We start from the raw sequence: 18969 nt of genomic DNA on the forward strand, positions 1-18969 counted from the left end.
AGAATCGAGGAGGATTTTTTATGGATTTAGGGTTAAAAGGAAAACGAGTTGTTGTATTGGCATCAAGCAAAGGAATTGGCCAGGCGATTGCTAAAGAATTTGTACGTGAGGGAGCAGAAGTGCTAATCACAAGCCGTGATCCAGAACATTTACTTGAAGCGGCTCAGGAAATCAAGCTTGGAATTGGTGGAGGTTATTCAGGACCTCATACAGAGGTGTGCGATATAACAAAAGAGGAGGACCTTAAATCATTATTCGAAGGAGCAATCGATAAGCTAGGTGGCATAGATGTGTTAATTAATAATGCTGGTGGTCCTCCAGCTGGATCGTTTATGGATTTTGAGGATGAAGATTGGCAAAAAGCTTTTGAGTTAAATTTATTGAGTTTCATTCGAGCAACACGTTATGTGCTTCCTCATATGAAAGAAGCAGGGGAAGGTAGAATTTTAAATATTGCATCCTCTTCAATCAAAGAGCCGATTGATGGCTTGATCCTTTCGAATACGTTCAGAAATGGCATTGTAGGGTTATCGAAATCACTAGCTCGTGAGTATGCAGGAGAAAACATTCTAGTGAATACATTAGGTCCAGGGAGAATTAGTACAGATCGTGTGGAAGAATTAGATCAAGTACAGGCGAAACGGAGAGGGTTAAGTCCTGAGGAAGTAAAAGCAGAGCATGAGACACGAATCCCAGCAGGGCGTTATGGAACCCCTGAAGAATTTGCGCGAACCGCTGTGTTTTTAGCTTCTTTTGCTAACACGTATGTGACAGGTCAGTCTTTTGTTGTAGATGGGGGAGCAGTGAAGGCTTTATAAAATAGGGGGGATATAGACTTTCGGGGGAAAGATAGTAGCGAAAGGAGTGGCGACCCGAGCGAAAACACCGATACTCTCAAATAAGAAAACCCTGCCAAATGGCAGGGTTTTTAAATTAACTCAACACATCTTTAATATGTCCAATCGCCCAGTCCAGATCTTCTTGATCAATCACAAGTGGAGGAGCGAAGCGGATCACGTTTTCATGGGTTTCCTTACAAAGAAGTCCTTTTGCTTTTAACTCTTCGCAGTATTTACGAGCTGGTTCTTTCATCTCAACACCGATGAATAAGCCTTTACCGCGAACTTCTTTAATTTTTGGATTATCGATTTTTTGAAGTTCTTTTTTCATATACTCACCAAGTTCTAGTGAACGAGTAGCCAGTTTTTCTTCTTCAAGAACTTCTAAAGATGCAACCGATACGGCACATGCTAGTGGGTTACCCCCGAATGTTGAACCGTGAGAGCCTGGGTTAAATACGCCGAGGATATCTTTGTTCGCAACAATACAAGAGATTGGGAAAACACCGCCGCCTAGTGCTTTACCTAGGATAAGGATATCAGGTGAAACATTCTCCCAGTCACAAGCAAACATTTTACCACTACGACCTAGACCTGCTTGGATCTCATCCGCGATGTAAAGGACATTGTTTTCTTGGCAAATATCATAAGCTTCTTTTAAGAACCCTTCAGGTGGCATAACAATACCGGCTTCACCCTGAATCGGTTCAAAAATGAAGGCTGCTGTATTTTTTGTAATCGCATTGCGTAAAGCTTCAGCATCGCCATAAGGAACAATTTTAATATTCGGAAGCATTGGTCCGAATCCGCGTTTATATTCTGCTTCAGAAGATAAGGAAACCGCTGTCATTGTACGGCCATGGAAGTTACCTGTGCAAGCAATGATCTCAGCTTGATCTTCTTCAACACCTTTTACATCATATGACCAACGACGAGCTGCTTTAATCGCTGTCTCAACAGCTTCAGCACCTGTGTTCATTGGTAGAGCCATTTCCTTGTTCGTTAGCTTACAAATTTTTTCATACCAAGGTCCAAGTTGATCATTATGGAAAGCACGAGAGGTCAGCGTGACGCGCCCGGCTTGGTCATTTAGCGCTTTGATGATCTTCGGATGACGGTGTCCTTGGTTCACCGCAGAATAGGCACTTAACATATCCATGTAACGATTACCTTCTGGATCCTCAACCCACACACCTTCCGCTTTTGCAACAACGATTGGCAGTGGATGATAGTTCTTCGCACCATATTCCTGGGTTTGTTCAATAATTTCTTCACTCGATTGTGTACGTGTCATTGTATCCCTCCTAGTTAATAAGATGACTCCAATAGTGTCATTATAACAGTTTTTCTGAATTATTTGGTTATTCGACTGTAAGGATAGTAAACATTCGCTTCAAAAGCTAATTTTTGTTATGATGATAGGGCTAGCTTGTACGTTTACGTTAAGGAGGAAAAAGGATGACACACTTACATATCACATCGTGGGTGCTTGCGTTAATCCTACTCGGCGTAGCTGTGTGGCTATACCGTTTTGGAAAAGCGAAACCAGGTAAAATTGTTCACATGATTTTGCGTTTGGACTTTTTATTAATCTTGTATTCAGGTGGAAGCCTAATTGGAAATTACTTTGAAGGTATCAGCGGATTTACAGGTGAGTTAATCATTAAAGTGATCGCTGGTATATGGACGATTGCAGCGATTGAAATGATCGCAAACAAAGCGAAAAAACGCCAGCCTGCTCGTACGTGGTGGATTCAATTCTTTATCGCTTTCATCATTGCGGTGGTACTTGGATTTGGTCGCTTACCATTAGGAATGTAAATTTGAAAAACTGTTCTTCTCACTGTTGAGAGGAGCAGTTTTTTTATTGAAATACAAAAAACACTGCACTCACCATGGCAGCTAGTTAAGTACAGTGCTTTTTATAAAAGGGGGGGTAAGTAAGTTTCGATAATTTCATTATAATGAAATTGAGAATCATTTTCAAGTGTAAATGATAACTTTTCTCAACTTTTGACGATTCAAAATATAATCCCCTCAATGTGCTATTAAACAGTTTTCTTTTTCACATCTTTCTCATCTGGGCATATGTATGAAAAGAGATGCATCACGAGTTGTAGAAAGGGTGAGGTTCAATGTGCGGGATTAGCGGATGGGTTGATTATCAAAAAGACCTTACGCAGTATGAGCAGATTGTTGAAGATATGGCCAAAACGCTCCATTATAGAGGACCGGACGAATCAAATTCTTGGATTAAGCCACATGTAGCCTTTGGACATCAAAGATTGATCGTAGTAGATCCTGATGGTGGCCATCAGCCGATGACATTCCAATTCGGAACCGATTCTTATACAATATGCTATAATGGCGAACTTTATAATACAGAAGACATACGAAAGAAGCTAGATCGAATGGGGTGGAGGTTTCAATCTCATTCTGATACCGAGGTTTTGCTGAAAAGTTATATGCAATGGAAAGATAAGTGTGTGGATCATTTAAATGGAATTTTCGCTTTTGCGATTTGGGATGGAAGAGATCGATCGCTTTTCTTAGCACGAGATCGCTTGGGCGTTAAGCCTTTATTTTATACAGAAAATGCTGGAGGACTTCTGTTTGGGTCTGAATTAAAAGCTTTATTAGCTCATCCAGATGTGAAGCCTATTTTGGATAAGGATGGTCTAAGTGAAATTCTTGCATTAGGACCTTCTCGTACGCCTGGGCATGGTGTTTTTAAAGGTGTCAAAGAAATCCGACCTGGGCACCGCGCACGTTACGACAAAAGTGGTTTGAAAATTGAACGATATTGGAACGTAGAAAGCAAGCCGCATACCGAAAATGCAGAAGAAACGGCAGCAAGAATTCGAGAGCTATTTCATGATGCAGTGACAAGGCAACTCATTTCGGATGTTCCGGTCGGGACTTTCTTATCAGGAGGGGTAGATTCTAGTGCCATTACGTCCATTGCAGCAGATCACATGAAGAAAGAAGGAAGAGGTACACTTAAAACATACTCGATTGATTATGAAGATAACCAAAAATACTTTAAATCAAATACATTCCAACCGAATAGCGATGAAGCTTACATTAAGCTTGTTTCGGATAGTAATGGTACAGATCACAAGAATTGCGTATTAAATAATGAGGTACTCGCAAATTACTTAAAAGAAGCTGTGGATATGCGGGATTTACCAGGTATGGCGGATATTGATTCTTCCTTACTCTGGTTTTGTCGAGAGGTCAAAAAAGACGTGACGGTAGCACTATCCGGGGAGTGTGCAGATGAGATTTTCGGAGGGTATCCTTGGTTTTACCGCGAAGATGAACTTGCCCGAGATGGGTTCCCATGGATTCGCTCTTCGCAGGTTCGACAGGAGTTGCTAAAGCAAGAGTGGCAAGAAAAACTGGATCTCCAAAGCTATATGATGGATCGTTATCATGAAACGATTAAGGAGACGCCAGAGCTTGAAGGGGAAGATAAAGAAGAAAAGCAACGCCGCCAGCTCTTTTATCTCAATATGCTGTGGTTTATGACGACGCTTCTAGATAGGAAGGACCGCATGAGTATGGGGGCGAGCTTAGAAGTTCGTGTTCCATTTAGTGATCACCGACTTGTAGAATACGTTTGGAATATTCCATGGGATATGAAGCGTTATGGGGATAGAGAAAAAGGGATTTTGAGAAAAGCGTTAGAGGGTACCTTACCGGATGATGTGCTATACCGTAAGAAGAGTCCTTATCCGAAAACGCATAACCCGGTTTATACAAAGGCTGTTGTTAGCTGGATGCACGAAATTCTAGATGACCCGAAAGCACCGCTTTTCCAGCTGTTTGAACGAGATCGGATTCGGGATCTTGTTGAAAGTGAAGGAAAGGACATTGATGCCCCATGGTTCGGACAGCTAATGACGGGACCACAACTTTTAGCGCATTTAGCTCAAATTAATTATTGGCTACAGAAATATAAAGTTAAAATTGAAATTTGATAGAACAAAAGCGTAAGCGCCCGGGTAGCAACGTATATGCTGGACTGAGCCGAAGTAAGATTAACTAAACTTGCTGATTGGCAAGCCAATAGGCGCAGACAGAAGCATAGTTGCCGTGGTACTTTCACCTAGAAATTTTAACTACGTCGAGTTCCTTCATTGTTAAAATTTTATGTAACAAACGTGTAAAGGAAACACGAAGAGCAAAGCGATTCGATGTTGACTTATCTTACGGAGAAAGAATGATCGACTAAACCCGTCACGTCCTGTGACAACGTCGATCTGACCCACGTCATGTGGGCCCAACCATACTAGTTGCTGGGCGCTGGAGCTGGATTTGGTCCCACGCGCATTAAAAAGTAATACAAAAGTCACAAAATTTATAATTTCCTGGATAATACAAAAAGGTCTGAACCTCCTGATAGAGGCTCAGACCTTTGTTCATTATTCAGATAACGTAGAAATAATCTGCTTAAATTGCTGTTCAGACAATCCTTTTGACTTTATGACATAATGAGCTGTCGTTTCCTCTTCTACAAAACGCTCAGGAATGAATTGAAAGTTTAATACTAAAAATTTATCTTTCCTTGTAAGCTTCCCAACAAAAGTCCCGATTTTTTGATACGGCTCTAAATTGATTTCAAGTTCTTCATCAAAATCATCGTTGATATACTTGTAGATATGCTCGTTTACATCACGGACGTTGTTGTGGTCAACGTAAATATCGACTGCTTTTTCTCCATCCTCACTCTGATAGGATAAGAAAAGAGATCCATTAATAAAATAAGAATCCGAAGCATTCAGCGTAAAGCCTTCTGGTAAATAAGTTGGTGTGAAAACCGGAATGTCTAACTGACTTTTTGCGTGGGATACGGGATCTGCTGTTGTAGCACCAGCGCTACAGCCAGCGATTATGAAAATGGTCATGATGCTTGTAAGAAATAAAGTAAATGTACGTTTCATGTATAAGTGCCTCCCTGCCATTGATTCTATTTATAGGCTTTGAAAAAATGTGAAAACCATACGTAGGAATCAAAAGCAACTTTTGGTAATTATCTTCTATTAGTATAAACGAAATAGGGATAAGACATAAAGGGAAATATCTGTAATTGTTCTCAATTCCTATAATTATACAAAATGTTTATCAGTCCATTTCTTCCCACGCCAACGATTGATCATAATCAACCCGCGTAACCACTCATCAGCAATAAATCCAATCCAAATTCCCACTAAACCAAGATCCAGATAGAGGCCAAAGAACCAAGCGAATGTAACAGAGATACCCCACATGGATAAAACCCCAATAATAACAGGGAATTTTACATCACCAGCACCGCGTAGAGAATGAATAACCACTAAATTTGTGGCACGTCCTGGTTCAAGCAACACCGTCATCATTAGTAAAACAGAGCCCTGTTCAATAATGCTCGAATTATTCGTGAACAAACCTAGTAACAAGTCACTTCCAGCATAAACAACAAGTGCCATGGAAACAGAAATAATGATGGCAATCTTTGTACTTCTTAAACATCTTGTGAAAGCCGATTCAATTTTGTCTGCTCCCATATAATGTCCAATTAAGAATACCTGCTCCTGTCGCTACAAATCCGAACATAACAATGACAATAGACAAAATTTGATTGGATACCCCCACGGCAGCTACCGCATCATCCGAATATTGACTAAGCATGTGTGTATCCGCATTTCCCATGAGCATGTGTAACAATATCTCGATGAAAATCGGCCAGGTTAAAGAAAACAGCGTTAGGTTTTTGGTTGTATCGGCTTTCGTTTCACCCATGGTATCCCCTTTATGAATTAAATCCTACCATTCATTGGTAGGATTTAATATTATCTTATTGGATTAAATACACTTTTCCTTCATAAGGATTTAATGTTATTTCTTCATAAGGATTTAATTGTACATTTTCTTCAGTAAGGAGTTCTTTTGCATTATAGGTTTCAGCATTTGGAAGCACCTGTGTAACATGATGTTCAGAATTATTAATGACGAATAAAAGCTTCTGTTGAGCATTAGCTTTCTCATACATAATTGAATTTGTTGCATCATCTGTTTTTATGAAACGGAAAGCACCATCATTACCAAAAACAGAAATTTCTTTTCTCAAGGTCAAAAGCTTCTGTACATGTGAGAATAAATCAAGATCTTGTTTTTCTTTATCCCACACCATACATTTACGACAGCCAGGATCACCTAAACCTGTCATACCAACTTCATCTCCATAATAGATGCATGGTGTTCCGATAAAGGATAGTTGGAAGAGGAAGATCAGTTTGACAACGTCCTTGTTCTCATTAGCAATTGATAGAATTCTTGATGTGTCGTGACTATCTAGTAAATTAAAAGATACTTCATTCACGTTTTCGGGATATAATTGAAGTACATTTGTGATCTTGTTTGAAAAATCCTTAGCAGAGATGTTTTGTTCAGCAAAGAATTGTAGCACACCGCTCGTAAATGGGTAATTCATAACTGCATCAAATTGATCGCCCTGTAACCAAGGCATAGAGTCATGCCAGATCTCTCCTAAAATGTAAGCATCTTCTTTTGCATCTTTTACGACCTTACGAAATTCTCTCCAAAAGGCATGATCAACCTCATTTGCAACATCTAGTCTCCAACCATCAATATCAAATTCCTCTATCCAGTACCTCCCTACATCTAGAAGATATTTACGAACTTCAGGATGCTCAGTATTTAATTTTGGCATTGATGGAACATACGCAAATGTATCATAACTAGGAATTGGTTCCTCTTGAATCGGAAATTCTCTTATATGGAACCAATCTTTATATTTAGAATGTTCACCATGCTTCAATAGATCTTGAAATGGTTCAAAGTAATAGCCGCTATGGTTGAATACAGCATCGAGCATGACGCGGATGCCACGGTTGTGACACTCTTTGATTAACCTACGGAATGTTTCTTTGTCACCGAATTGAGGGTCGATTTCCATATAATCGATCGTATCGTATTTATGGTTAGAACGTGCTTTAAAGATAGGAGTGAAATAGATTCCATTTATTCCTAAGTCAACAAGATAGTCTAGTTTTTGAATCACACCTTCAAAATCACCGCCAAAGAAGTTATCAGGTTTAGGTTCGGTACTTGCCCAAGGTAAAACTCCTTCAGGATTGATCGAGGGATCTCCATTAGCAAAACGTTCTGGGAAAATCTGATACCAAACTGTGTCTCGTACCCAATCAGGAGCATCAAATACATCTATTGGATTTAAGAAAGGGAAACTAAAGTGATCATTCGTTTCTCCTGGAGGCTCTTCGAAGTATCCTTTTTCAGTAAAGTACACGGTTTCCTTTTCATCTGTTAACTCAAAACCGTAACGTAAACGACGGTGAGGAGGTTTGATGGCGATAACCCAGTAATCGAAAAGAGAATCACTTCCGCTTTTCTCCATATCCTCTAGTTGGTATTGCCAACCATCTTCTGTCCAGTAGTATGGATCTCCATGTTGTAGACGTACACGAGTAAGGTCATCTTTTTTTGTGCGGATTCTAATATGTACTGTTTCCTTATCATAAGCGTAGGCAAAGTTGTTTTTTGGTCTATGATAGATTGCTTCTTTTAACATTAAATCTCCTCCTTATTTTGAGCAAACGTTTGCGCTTTTTTGCGAATTTCATAGTGTAGTATAAGATCTGGAAATACAAAGAAGTATATAACATGAGAGTAGAGCAAGCGCTTTCAAGTGTCAATTGATAATATATGAAATCTCTTTATAAATACTGCGTTTGCCTATGATTGTATAATTTCTATCAAAATATTGAAAGCGCTTTAAAAAACTATTGCTAAAATTTACAACTCGTGTATAATGCTAATTAAGAAGTTGTGCAAACGTTTTCCTAAATTGGTTTCATATCATCAAGACATACTTGCTTTTGACGTTTGTACATAAATTTAATCTTATATCAGGAGGGGTCAAGCATGAAAAAGGTTTTTGCTCTTTTCATGATGTTGGTTTTGGCTCTAGGTGTTCTTGCAGCATGTGCACCTGAACGACCAACTAACGAGGAATCGGAAGGTAACAATGAGGGGTCTTCAAATGAGAACACTGAAGGAGAAACGAGTTCTGATAAACCAGAGAAGCTAGTAATCTGGGAGGACAAAGAAAAAGGTGTTGGTCTTGAGCCAGCAATTAAAAGTTTCGAAGAGGAATATGGAATTAAAGTAGAGTATAAAGAAATGGATATGGCTTCAGAAATCCGTGAAAACCTTCGTCTTGATGGTCCAGCAGGAAGTGGGCCAGATGTACTTACATTACCGCACGACCAAATCGGTCAGGTTGTTACAGAAGGCTTAATTGCACCAATTGAATCAAATGATGAAGTAGTTAATCGCTATACGGAGTCATCAATCCTAGCACAAACATACGATGGCACATTATATGGTCTACCGAAAGCTACTGAAACACCAGTGTTTATTTACAATAAAGATCATATGGAAAAACCACCTGAAAATTTTGAAGAGCTTTATAAGTTCTCTCAAGATTTTGGTGGAGACAAAGAATATGGTTTCTTAGCTTTATGGGATAACTATTACTTTGCTCATGCTGTTATTGGTGGATTTGGTGGGTATGTGTTTGAAAACAATGAAGGTGCACTTGACCCAACTAAAATCGGTTTGAACAATGAAGGTGCAATTAAAGGTGCCGAGTATATTGAAAAGTGGTATGACAACATTTTCCCAAGTGGAATTGTTGGAGAGAGCGGTGGATCTACAAAAGGTGCTCTATTTGAGGAAGGTAAAGTTGCCTCACAGCAAGATGGACCATGGGCATTCCAGGGACTCACTGACAAAGGTATCAATTATGGTGTAGCGCCAATGCCAAAATTACCAAATGGGGAATATCCTAAAACATTCATGGGTGTTAAAGGCTGGCATGTAAGTTCATTCTCTGACAACAAAGAATGGGCTACTAAACTAGTAGAGTGGATTGCAAATGAAGAAAACGCTAAAATCCGTTTTGAAAAAACATCTGAAATTCCACCAGTTAAATCTTTAATTGAAGACCCTATTATTGCAGAAGATCCAAAAGCAAAAGCTGTTGCCGTTCAATCTTCTCGTGCAACTCCAATGCCTAATATCCCAGAAATGGCAGAGGTTTGGGGACCAATGGCACAAGCTCTTCAACTTGTAGCAACAGATAAGGCAGAACCAGAAGAAGCTTTAAATAGTGCTGTCGAAACAATTAAAGCAAATATTGAAGCAAATCATTCTGAATAAAAAAGATAATGTTGTAAGCGGTGCCTCTCATAGAGAGGTGCTGCTTATTCCATCATGGAGGCTAGAAAGGAGATTCCCATATGGAGCCAAACATCCAGACAGGTTATGAAACGGAAAAACCTGCATCCAAACACCGCAAACTAGCCATGGGCTTATCCATAATTCCAGGGTTTGGTCAATTCTATAATCGTCAATTACTGAAGGGACTTATCTTTTTAGTTTTATGTGGTGCATTTATTGTTGCATTTGCAGATATGATTAGTCTTGGTTTGTGGGGATTGGTTACGCTAGGTACTGATGTTAAATATGATCACTCTATATTTTTACTTGTTAAAGGGATCATTTCATTACTTGTTATTTTATTAGGGCTTTTAGTTTACGCTTATAATTTATATGATGCTTATCAGAACGGTAAAAAACGAGACTTAGGAAATAAGCTGAACTCGGTACGTGAGCAGTACCGAACATTAGTTGATAGCGGGTTTCCTTATCTCATGATTTCTCCAGGATTTATCTTGCTTCTTTTTGTTGTAATATTTCCTATTATATTCGTAGTCTTGCTTTCCTTTACAAACTACGATCTATATCATTCGCCTCCTGCAAAACTAGTTGATTGGATTGGTATTCAAAACTATATTGATATTTTTAAGCTAGATATTTGGAGGCAAACATTTTTCAGCGTTCTTTCTTGGACAATTATTTGGACCTTTGTAGCAACGACATTACAGGTTGCACTTGGAGTATTCTTAGCGGTTCTAGTAAATCAGAAAGACTTAATGTTTAAGAAAACTATTCGAACAGTTTTCATTTTACCTTGGGCTATACCAGCATTCGTTTCAATTCTTGTATTCGCAGGCATGTTTAATGAAACGGTTGGTACGATTAATGAAGACATTTTATCAGCATTGGGTGTAAGCATTCATTGGATGACAGATCCATTTTGGACTAGATTTGCACTAATTATGATTCAAGGATGGCTAGGATTCCCATTTGTATTTGCTATGACAACCGGGGTCCTGCAATCGATTCCAGATGAATTATATGAAGCTGCAGATGTAGATGGAGCGAGTATTTTCCAAAAGTTTAAATCTATTACGTTACCGTTAATTCTTTATGCAACAGCGCCTATATTGATTACACAGTACACGTTTAACTTCAATAACTTTAACGTAATCTTCCTGTTTAATGGTGGTGGTCCAGCTGTACCAAACCAAAACGCAGGTGGAACAGACATTTTAATCTCGTGGATATACGAACTGACGATGACAAGCGCTCAGTATGGAAAAGCTGCTGCCATAACGATGATGCTTTCATTAATTGTAATTTCAGTAGCCATTTGGCAGTTTAGAAAAACAAGGTCATTCCAAGAAGAGGATATGATGTAATTATGAAGAATCAAAAAATCTTAAAATTAACCTTATCTTATTCGATTATTTTAATCATGTTTGCAGTGATTTTGTATCCCGTTATTTGGATCGTTGGCTCCTCCTTTAACCCAGGTGATAGTCTCTCAAGTTCTAAGCTGATCCCAGACAATGCTTCACTTACTCACTATAAGAGTTTATTTAATTTAGAGGAGAGTGACTATTTACTATGGTACTGGAACACTCTTAAAATTTGTTCTATTACGATGGTGTTATCAGTAACAATGGTCTGCTTAACAGGGTATAGTTTCTCTCGTTATCGCTTTGTGGGGAGAAAAAATGGTTTATTAACTTTCTTAATTCTGCAAATGATTCCGAATTTTGCAGCTCTAATTGCAATTTATGTTTTAGCATTAACAACAGGTTTATTGGATACACATTTTGCTCTAATTCTGGTATATACGGGTGGAGCTATTCCGATGAACACATGGCTTATGAAAGGTTACATTGATTCCATCCCAAGAGAGCTGGATGAGTCAGCTCGAATGGATGGAGCAGGACACTTCAGAATTTTCATTCAAATCGTTATGCCATTAGCAAAACCGATTATAGCTGTTGTTTCGTTATTTACTTTTATTACGCCTTTTACAGATTTCATATTGGCAAGGGTCTTATTAAGATCTGAAGAAAAGTACACGTTAGCCGTGGGTCTTTACGATCTTATTGCAGACCAATTTGGAAACGAATTCACAAAATTCGCAGCTGGATCTGTACTAATTGCCATTCCTATTTCGATTTTGTTCTTGTCCTTACAAAAATACTTCGTTTCCGGTTTGACGGCAGGCGGTACGAAAGGATAATCTTAATGGCGTATGAAATTGTTTACATTGGAGGAGCGGAAAATGAAAATCAGAGTGTTGTGTACGCTCATCATGATTCCGTTTCTTCTTTTTTACGCCTTTCCACAAACAGGAGCTGCTGAAAAAGAAGAAGGAAACTGGCAAGATGAGTCAATCTATTTTTTGATGGTGGATCGTTTCTACAACGGAAACCAGGAAAATGATTATGAAGTAAATACTAAAGACCCTAAAGCATACCATGGCGGTGATCTTCAAGGGGTTATTGAAAAGCTAGATTACATTAAGGAGTTAGGTTTTACTGCAATCTGGCTTACTCCGATTATGGAGAACCAGCCCAAAGGTTATCACGGATATTGGATTACAGACTTCAAAAAAGTAGAAGAACACTTCGGTACGATGGCTGATGCCAAGAAGCTTGTTGAGGAAGCTCACAAGCGTGATATGAAAGTTATTTTTGATTTTGTTGTGAACCATACAGGTCAACAACACCCTTGGGTAGATGATCCTGAGAAGAAAGATTGGTTTCATGAAGAGTCCATGATTATGGGGAATAGCCAAACACAGCTTGAAGAAGGCTGGATTTATGGATTACCTGACTTGAAACAGGAGAATCCTGAAGTAAAGCAGTACTTTATGGATGTTGCAGAATACTGGATAGAAGAGACGGGTGTTGATGGTTTTCGTCTAGATACAGTGAAACACGTTCCGAAATCCTTTTGGAGAGATTTCAGTGATCATGTAAAAAGTATAGATGAAGATTTCTTCCTTTTGGGGGAGGTTTGGAGTGAAGATCCAAGCTATCTGGCAGAATACCAAAAAATCGGCATCGATTCTTTAGTAGATTATCCATTTTTCAATGCAGCAACTGAAGTGTTTCAGAAGTCAGGTGTTGATCTGGATGCTTTAAATAGAGCGTGGAAACGAAATGAAGCCTTTTACGAAAGCCCGGCTTCACTAGGTACATTCTTAGATAATCATGACAATAAACGCTTTACTCGATTAGCTTTTAATAATGATCAAAACCCCGTCACACGATGGAAACTAGCTTTAACATATATGTATGGTGCCCCTGGTATTCCAATTGTCTATTATGGAAGTGAAATACCGATGGATGGTGGGGAAGACCCAGATAACCGTCGTATGATGAACTTCAAATCTGGTGATACAGAGTTGAAGCAATACATGGAGCAACTTTCTGCGATTCGTAGTAAATTCCCATCTTTAACAAAAGGGAGCTTTGAACAAGTCGTAAGTGATGGAGCTTTTGGCGTATTTAAACGTACTTATGAAGATGAAACAGCTTATTTGGTTATCAATAATTCAGAAGAAACACAGGTAGCTCATCTCAAAGATATTCCTGAAGGCAAGCAATTACGTGGCTTAATCCATGATAATGTTGCCCGTAAAGATGGCAATGGTGAGGTCAAAGTTGCAATCGATCGTGAAATGGCTGATATCTTTATTCAAGAAGAAGAGCAAGGAGTTAACTTCTTATTTATCGGTGCCATGGTCATTATCATCGGAGGTTTTGTAGCCTTTGTTGCCATCGTCAGTCGCAAAAATAAACAAGAATCAACTGACTAGAAAATAAAGGAGGGAATGGAATGCTTGAAGATACAAGCTTTGCAATCCACCCAGGAAACAACCAGAACCTATCAGAAACACCCTACCAGGATATTGGAAATGTCATGCACGTTGAAAAAGACGAAAAAGGCTACACATTTTATTGTGAAAATGGCTATGTGACCGTAACATTCAATCGTGCAGACATCATCCGAATCGTAATGAATCAGAAAGCAAAGCCATCTCTGAAATCAACACCAGCAGTCATTGCACCAACTGAAACGGTCGAAAAAGAGCTTAAAGAAGAATCGGACAGTTATATCATTTCTACAAGCAAACTTGACGCTCATATTCAAAAAGCTCCTTTCCGTATTCGCATCCAAGATAAAGACGGGCATATCATTGCCTCTGAACAGGAAAAAGGACTAGGGTTTCAGGAAAATGGTGAAGTCATTTGCTATAAAGAAATGCTAGAACAGGACCGTTTTTATGGATTTGGTGAAAAAACAGGTTTCCTAGATAAACGTGGAGAATCTTATACCATGTGGAATTCAGATGTGTTCGCACCTCATAACCCAGAAACGGATCCACTCTATCAGTCTATTCCATATTTTATGTCTTTAAGAGATGGACGCGCACATGGTATCTTTTTCGACAATAGTTATAAGTCCACCTTTGATATGAAAACGGAATCCGATCATTACTCCTTCCGTGCCGAAGGGGGCCAGCTCGATTACTATGTGTTTATTGGACCATCTCCTAAGGATGTTATTGAACAATACACACATATCACAGGACGTATGCCACTGCCTCCAAAATGGGCAATTGGTTATCACCAATCCCGTTATAGCTATAAGAGCGAACAAGAAGTACGTGAAGTAGCAAATGCATTCATTGAAAAGAACATTCCTGTTGATGTTTTATACTTAGACATTCATTATATGAACGAATATCGCGTGTTTACGTTTGATAAAGATCAATTCCCGACACCTGAAAAAATGATTCAGGACCTTAAAAACGCAGGGATTCGCATCGTACCGATTGTAGACCCAGGCGTAAAAAAAGATCCTGAGTACAGCATTTATCAAGAAGGTGTGCGTGAAGACCATTTTTGTAAGTACCTAGAAGGCAATATTTACACTGGTGATGTTTGGCCAGGAGAAAGCGCTTTCCTTGATTTTACAGATGAACGTACACGTAAATGGTGGGGTGAAAAACACCAATACTATGCTGATCTTGGTATCGAAGGTATCTGGAATGATATGAACGAACCAGCTGTTTTCAACGAAACGAAAACGATGGATACCAATGTGATGCATAAAAATGATGGGGATCCTCAAACACACCGTGCCCTTCATAACCTGTATGGATTATTAATGGGAGAAGCGACGTATGAGGGGATGAAGGAACAACTAGGCGGTAAACGCTCTTTCCTTCTAACACGTGCAGGTTATTCAGGTGTTCAGCGTTATGCATCAGTTTGGACAGGGGATAACCGTAGCTTCTGGGAGCATTTACAAATGGCACTCCCAATGTGTATGAACCTTGGATTATCTGGCATTGCCTTCTCAGGGCCAGACGTTGGTGGCTTTGCCCACGATACAAACGGTGAACTTTTGACTCGCTGGACCCAAGTAGGAGCGTTTACACCATACTTCCGTAACCACTCTGCATTAGATACAGTGCGTCAGGAACCATGGCAGTTTGGTGAAAAATATGAAGCAATTATTCGCGATTATATTCAATTACGTTATCAGTGGCTTCCGCAGCTCTATTCTCTATTCCGTGAAGCGCACGAAACGGGCGTACCAGTAATGCGTCCATTAATGCTTGAGTATCCACATGATGAAAAGACATACCAGCTTTACGATGAGTTCATGATTGGGGATAACACGTTAATTGCTCCAATTATGCACCCAGAAGTAACCGATCGCGCTGTGTACTTCCCAGAAGGCACATGGGTGGATTACTTCACAGGTGAGGAATATAGCGGAAGTCAAACGCATTTAATTCATGCTGAGTTAGATAAATTACCAATGTTCATCAAGAAAGGTTCTTTTGTGGCGCTAAGTCCAGTCAGACAATCGACTATGCACAAGCAAGATAGCCTCATCCTCCAAGTATATGCAAGTGATAAAGGTGAATACAAAACTGTTTTCTATGATGATGATGGGGAAACGTATCAATATGAGGGAGACGAATCTATGAAACTCCCAGTAACGATCTCCTCAGCTCCAGACGAAGTGAGCATCACGTTTGGTGAAAAACAAGGTGGATTCAATCCGTCCTATCAAAACGTAGACGTGTATGTGCACGGTTTACAAGACAATCAGGTAATTACATTGAATGGTGAAAAGGTTTCAGGAGAGCATTCAGATCAAGGTGTTCACTTCCAGGCGAAACTATAATCTCTTCGCTGTTCGTCGTTAAAGGGTGAAGAAAAATGGGGATTACAATCAAGGATGTAGCAAAAGCAGCAAATGTTGCACCCTCAACCGTATCGAGGGTTATTGCTAACAATTCAAGAATAAGTGAAAACACAAAAAAGCGCGTTCGAAAAGCGATGAAGGATTTAGGGTATCATCCAAACGTCAATGCGAGAAACCTAGCGAATAAATCCACTCAAGCTTTAGGCATCGTCATGAAATCTTCTACAGACAAGGCGTTACAAAACCCTTTCTTCTCAGAAGTTCTTCGTGGTATTAGTGCCATCGCACATGAGGAGGAGCATTCTCTGTTTATTTCTACGGGCGAAACAGAGGAGGAAATCTATGAAAGCGTGGAACGTATGGTATATGGGAACCAAGTAGATGGTATTATTCTATTATACTCCCAGGTAAACGACCCAGTTTCAAACTTTTTAATCGAAAAAGATTTCCCGTTTGTTCTCATCGGTAAGCCTTACAATCAAGTGGACAGTATTACACATGTGGATAATGATAACGTTACAGCATCTGTGGATATTACGAATCACCTGATTGAACAAGGCCACGAACGAATTGCCTTTATCGGAGGCGACACAGATCTTGTGGTGACATTAGACCGTATGAGGGGCTATGAACTCGCACTTGAAAAGGCGGGACTACCAATCAAGGATGAATACCATATTCACCAGGAGTTCCTGAAATCAGGTGGACGAGAAGCCGTTCATCAATTGTTCCAACTCGATGAACCACCAACAGGTCTTGTCATTGTCGATGATTTGATGAGTATTGGTGTTATGACCATGCTTGAAGAACTAGGCTATCAGGTCCCACAAGATGTTTCGATCGTAAGCTTTAACAACGTGTATTTATCCGAAATATCCCGACCACCACTAACGACAGTAGATGTAAATATACACGGTCTGGGCTGCCAGGCAGCAAAATGCGTCATCGAAAAAGTGAACAACGTTGACGAACCAGCTAAACGCATCATTGTTCCATATGATATTAAGAAAAGACAATCCACAAGGGAAGCGAAAAGAGCTCCCTTTTCAGAATGATTATCCCCTATGATCATATATGAGAGAAGCCCCTCTTAGGAGGGGCTTCTTTTTGTTGGGGGGATGAGGATCGCTCGTATATGGGAGCAGATCGACTGAAAAACGCAGTGAACCGCCTGAATCTTGACTTGTTGCGCCTGAATCAGTGTTGGGATAGCCTGCATAGAAGTTAGGATCGCCTGAATCTACAATCAGACCGCCTGAAAAAGTGTCTCTTCCTTATCCTAAATCTACAAATGCCTCAAAAACTGCTCCGGATGATTCAAAAAATCCTTCGTCAGCTTCACATGCTCAAGCTCCTCATAGGATTTATGAATAAGCTCACCATCCTCAATCGATAAAAGATCTGCCTCTGGTAACGCCATCAACATGGGCGAATGAGTCGCAATAATAAATTGCGACCCTTCTCGAACCGAATCCATAATCAATGATATAAGAGATAATTGCTTTAATGGAGACAACGGTGCTTCAGGCTCATCCAAAATATAAAAACTATTCGGCCTTAGCCTTGCTTTGAAAAGATCCAGAAAACTTTCCCCATGAGATCGCACTTCAAGTCCATCTCCATAAAGGTTCTTTAGCTCACCAACTGTTCTCGCATAAGGAAGCACTTCATAACTATGGGGATCCTCTCTTCGAATACGTTCAAGCTGTTGTTCCGCATCTTCTCTATACTCCGTTACCTTTTGAACATAGTTTCGAAAATCCTCCGCACGAAAAAAGAACCCTGATTTAGTCCGGGCATGCCAAGTAAGGTCAAGGTGAAGCGCTATTTTCCTAGCGGCCTGTAGTGTAGGGTCCTGATCAATCGTTTCTCCTCCAATTAAAATGCTATCACTCTCAAAAGCAATCGATTCAAGTAGAGTTGATTTTCCCGTACCATTTTCGCCTATGAGAATGGTGATGGGTTTTTCAAAATGGAACGTATCGAGTTGACGAAAGAGAGATAAGGAAAAAGGGAACTCCTCCTCTTGAAATGAAGGTTGCTTATACTGGACAGATTTTAAGTGAAGCACCGAAATCCCCCCTTTAACAGTTTTGAATTTACTATATCGTAAAAGATCAAAAAGGTAAAAGAATCCTTTACACAATTTTACTGTTCGGATATAATAAGTTCAATATATGAAAATCGCCTATGAAAAAGAGAGTAATCGTGTGGACACTAAAGCGAACCAGGGTTGGTGCGAGCCTGGAAGTGTGAAAGACGATGAACCGGACTTTTGAGGCATGACCCTGAACGCGTGAGTAGGGGCATCGGCAACTTGCCGTTATCAAGTACAAGAGCTGACCTTTCGTGTGTCTTTTTGGCGAAGGGTAATGAGAGTGGTACCGCGGATAACAACCCGTCTCTTTTCCTAATTGTTAGGGAAAGGGGCGGGTTTTTTGTGTTTTTGTTAGAAAAGTGAGGAAGCAGTCGTAATAAGTGAAGAAGATAGCCAAAAAAGTGAGGAAGTAGCTGTAATAAGTGAAGAAGATAGCCAGAAAAGTGAGGGAGTAGCTGTAATAAGTGAAGAAGATAGCAAGAAAAGTGAGGAAGTAGCTGTAATAAGTGAAGAAGATAATCAGAAAAGTGAGGAAGCAACCACAATTAATGAGAAAGTTGCCCTACCCAT

General features: G+C 39.7%; 13 protein-coding genes, 1 pseudogene and 1 other annotated feature. Of the genes and pseudogenes, 9 read left to right on the forward strand and 5 right to left on the reverse strand.

Translation table 11 applies throughout. The features are described 5' to 3' along the window. Positions 1 to 20: 20 nt before the first annotated feature. Entirely contained in the window at positions 21 to 818 is a 798-nt protein-coding gene (locus GS400_RS04850) for an SDR family oxidoreductase (RefSeq protein ID WP_160099527.1), read from the forward strand. 115 nt (positions 819 to 933) lie between these two features. On the opposite strand, the gene GS400_RS04855 is transcribed toward GS400_RS04850, so the two are convergent. Then, positions 934 to 2133 (reverse strand): ornithine--oxo-acid transaminase, encoded by a 1200-nt coding sequence (locus tag GS400_RS04855; protein WP_160099529.1) that lies wholly within the window; start codon positions 2131 to 2133, stop codon positions 934 to 936. A gap of 164 nt (positions 2134 to 2297) precedes the next feature. Between GS400_RS04855 and GS400_RS04860 the strand changes: the two genes are divergently transcribed. Next, positions 2298 to 2660, forward strand: coding sequence for a YisL family protein (locus GS400_RS04860; RefSeq protein WP_160099531.1), 363 nt, complete (start codon positions 2298 to 2300; stop codon positions 2658 to 2660). A gap of 314 nt (positions 2661 to 2974) precedes the next feature. Then, a complete protein-coding gene (asnB, locus tag GS400_RS04865) occupies positions 2975 to 4822 on the forward strand; it encodes an asparagine synthase (glutamine-hydrolyzing) (RefSeq protein ID WP_160099533.1) in 1848 nt (615 codons plus the stop codon). Between the two features lie 444 nt (positions 4823 to 5266). Here the strand turns inward: asnB and GS400_RS04870 are convergent, their stop codons facing one another. The 3 genes and pseudogenes from GS400_RS04870 to GS400_RS04880 form a co-directional block, all read right to left on the reverse strand. Next, positions 5267 to 5785, reverse strand: a complete 519-nt coding sequence (locus tag GS400_RS04870) for a hypothetical protein (RefSeq protein WP_160099535.1) — start codon at positions 5783 to 5785, stop codon at positions 5267 to 5269. 165 nt (positions 5786 to 5950) lie between these two features. Continuing rightward, positions 5951 to 6623, reverse strand: a pseudogene (locus tag GS400_RS04875) (MATE family efflux transporter). Positions 6624 to 6678: 55 nt separating this feature from the next. Then, a complete protein-coding gene (locus GS400_RS04880) occupies positions 6679 to 8433 on the reverse strand; it encodes a glycoside hydrolase family 13 protein (protein ID WP_160099537.1) in 1755 nt (584 codons plus the stop codon). A gap of 353 nt (positions 8434 to 8786) precedes the next feature. Here GS400_RS04880 and GS400_RS04885 point away from each other — a divergent pair, with 353 nt between their 5' ends. The 6 genes from GS400_RS04885 to GS400_RS04910 all read left to right on the forward strand — a co-directional run bounded on the left by GS400_RS04885 (position 8787) and on the right by GS400_RS04910 (position 17356). Beyond that, the gene (locus tag GS400_RS04885) at positions 8787 to 10085 is read left to right on the forward strand and encodes an extracellular solute-binding protein (RefSeq protein WP_160099539.1); all 1299 of its coding nucleotides are present in this window, start codon (positions 8787 to 8789) and stop codon (positions 10083 to 10085) included. 80 nt (positions 10086 to 10165) lie between these two features. Next, positions 10166 to 11470 (forward strand): carbohydrate ABC transporter permease, encoded by a 1305-nt coding sequence (locus GS400_RS04890; protein WP_160099541.1) that lies wholly within the window; start codon positions 10166 to 10168, stop codon positions 11468 to 11470. 2 nt (positions 11471 to 11472) lie between these two features. Next, positions 11473 to 12309 carry a sugar ABC transporter permease gene (locus GS400_RS04895; protein WP_160099542.1) on the forward strand — a complete coding sequence of 279 codons (837 nt, stop codon included), beginning with the start codon at positions 11473 to 11475 and terminating at the stop codon, positions 12307 to 12309. Between the two features lie 42 nt (positions 12310 to 12351). Beyond that, positions 12352 to 13893 (forward strand): alpha-amylase family glycosyl hydrolase, encoded by a 1542-nt coding sequence (locus GS400_RS04900; RefSeq protein ID WP_160099544.1) that lies wholly within the window; start codon positions 12352 to 12354, stop codon positions 13891 to 13893. A gap of 20 nt (positions 13894 to 13913) precedes the next feature. Further along, the gene (locus GS400_RS04905) at positions 13914 to 16280 is read left to right on the forward strand and encodes a glycoside hydrolase family 31 protein (protein WP_160099546.1); all 2367 of its coding nucleotides are present in this window, start codon (positions 13914 to 13916) and stop codon (positions 16278 to 16280) included. A gap of 35 nt (positions 16281 to 16315) precedes the next feature. Beyond that, a complete protein-coding gene (locus GS400_RS04910) occupies positions 16316 to 17356 on the forward strand; it encodes a LacI family DNA-binding transcriptional regulator (RefSeq protein WP_160099548.1) in 1041 nt (346 codons plus the stop codon). A 230-nt stretch (positions 17357 to 17586) separates the two neighbouring features. Here GS400_RS04910 and GS400_RS04915 read toward each other — a convergent pair whose 3' ends face one another. Continuing rightward, positions 17587 to 18372: an AAA family ATPase gene (locus GS400_RS04915; protein ID WP_160099550.1), complete on the reverse strand. Its 786-nt coding sequence runs from the start codon at positions 18370 to 18372 to the stop codon at positions 17587 to 17589. 110 nt (positions 18373 to 18482) lie between these two features. After that, positions 18483 to 18710: a binding site (T-box leader), on the forward strand. Positions 18711 to 18969: the final 259 nt, after the last annotated feature.

It is taken from the genome of Pontibacillus sp. HMF3514, from assembly GCF_009858175.1.
Classification (GTDB): domain Bacteria; phylum Bacillota; class Bacilli; order Bacillales; family BH030062; genus Pontibacillus.

Bases quoted from the DNA above. Each gene is read 5' to 3' on its own strand.
- GS400_RS04850 (WP_160099527.1), top strand. From the start codon at position 21: ATGGATTTAGGGTTAAAAGGAAAACGAGTTGTTGTATTGGCATCAAGC.
- GS400_RS04910 (WP_160099548.1), top strand. From the start codon at position 16,316: ATGGGGATTACAATCAAGGATGTAGCAAAAGCAGCAAATGTTGCACCC.
- GS400_RS04880 (WP_160099537.1), bottom strand. From the start codon at position 8,433: ATGTTAAAAGAAGCAATCTATCATAGACCAAAAAACAACTTTGCCTAC.
- GS400_RS04900 (WP_160099544.1), top strand. From the start codon at position 12,352: ATGAAAATCAGAGTGTTGTGTACGCTCATCATGATTCCGTTTCTTCTT.
- GS400_RS04855 (WP_160099529.1), bottom strand. From the start codon at position 2,133: ATGACACGTACACAATCGAGTGAAGAAATTATTGAACAAACCCAGGAA.
- GS400_RS04895 (WP_160099542.1), top strand. From the start codon at position 11,473: ATGAAGAATCAAAAAATCTTAAAATTAACCTTATCTTATTCGATTATT.
- GS400_RS04870 (WP_160099535.1), bottom strand. From the start codon at position 5,785: ATGAAACGTACATTTACTTTATTTCTTACAAGCATCATGACCATTTTC.
- asnB (WP_160099533.1), top strand. From the start codon at position 2,975: ATGTGCGGGATTAGCGGATGGGTTGATTATCAAAAAGACCTTACGCAG.
- GS400_RS04890 (WP_160099541.1), top strand. From the start codon at position 10,166: ATGGAGCCAAACATCCAGACAGGTTATGAAACGGAAAAACCTGCATCC.
- GS400_RS04885 (WP_160099539.1), top strand. From the start codon at position 8,787: ATGAAAAAGGTTTTTGCTCTTTTCATGATGTTGGTTTTGGCTCTAGGT.
- GS400_RS04860 (WP_160099531.1), top strand. From the start codon at position 2,298: ATGACACACTTACATATCACATCGTGGGTGCTTGCGTTAATCCTACTC.
- GS400_RS04905 (WP_160099546.1), top strand. From the start codon at position 13,914: ATGCTTGAAGATACAAGCTTTGCAATCCACCCAGGAAACAACCAGAAC.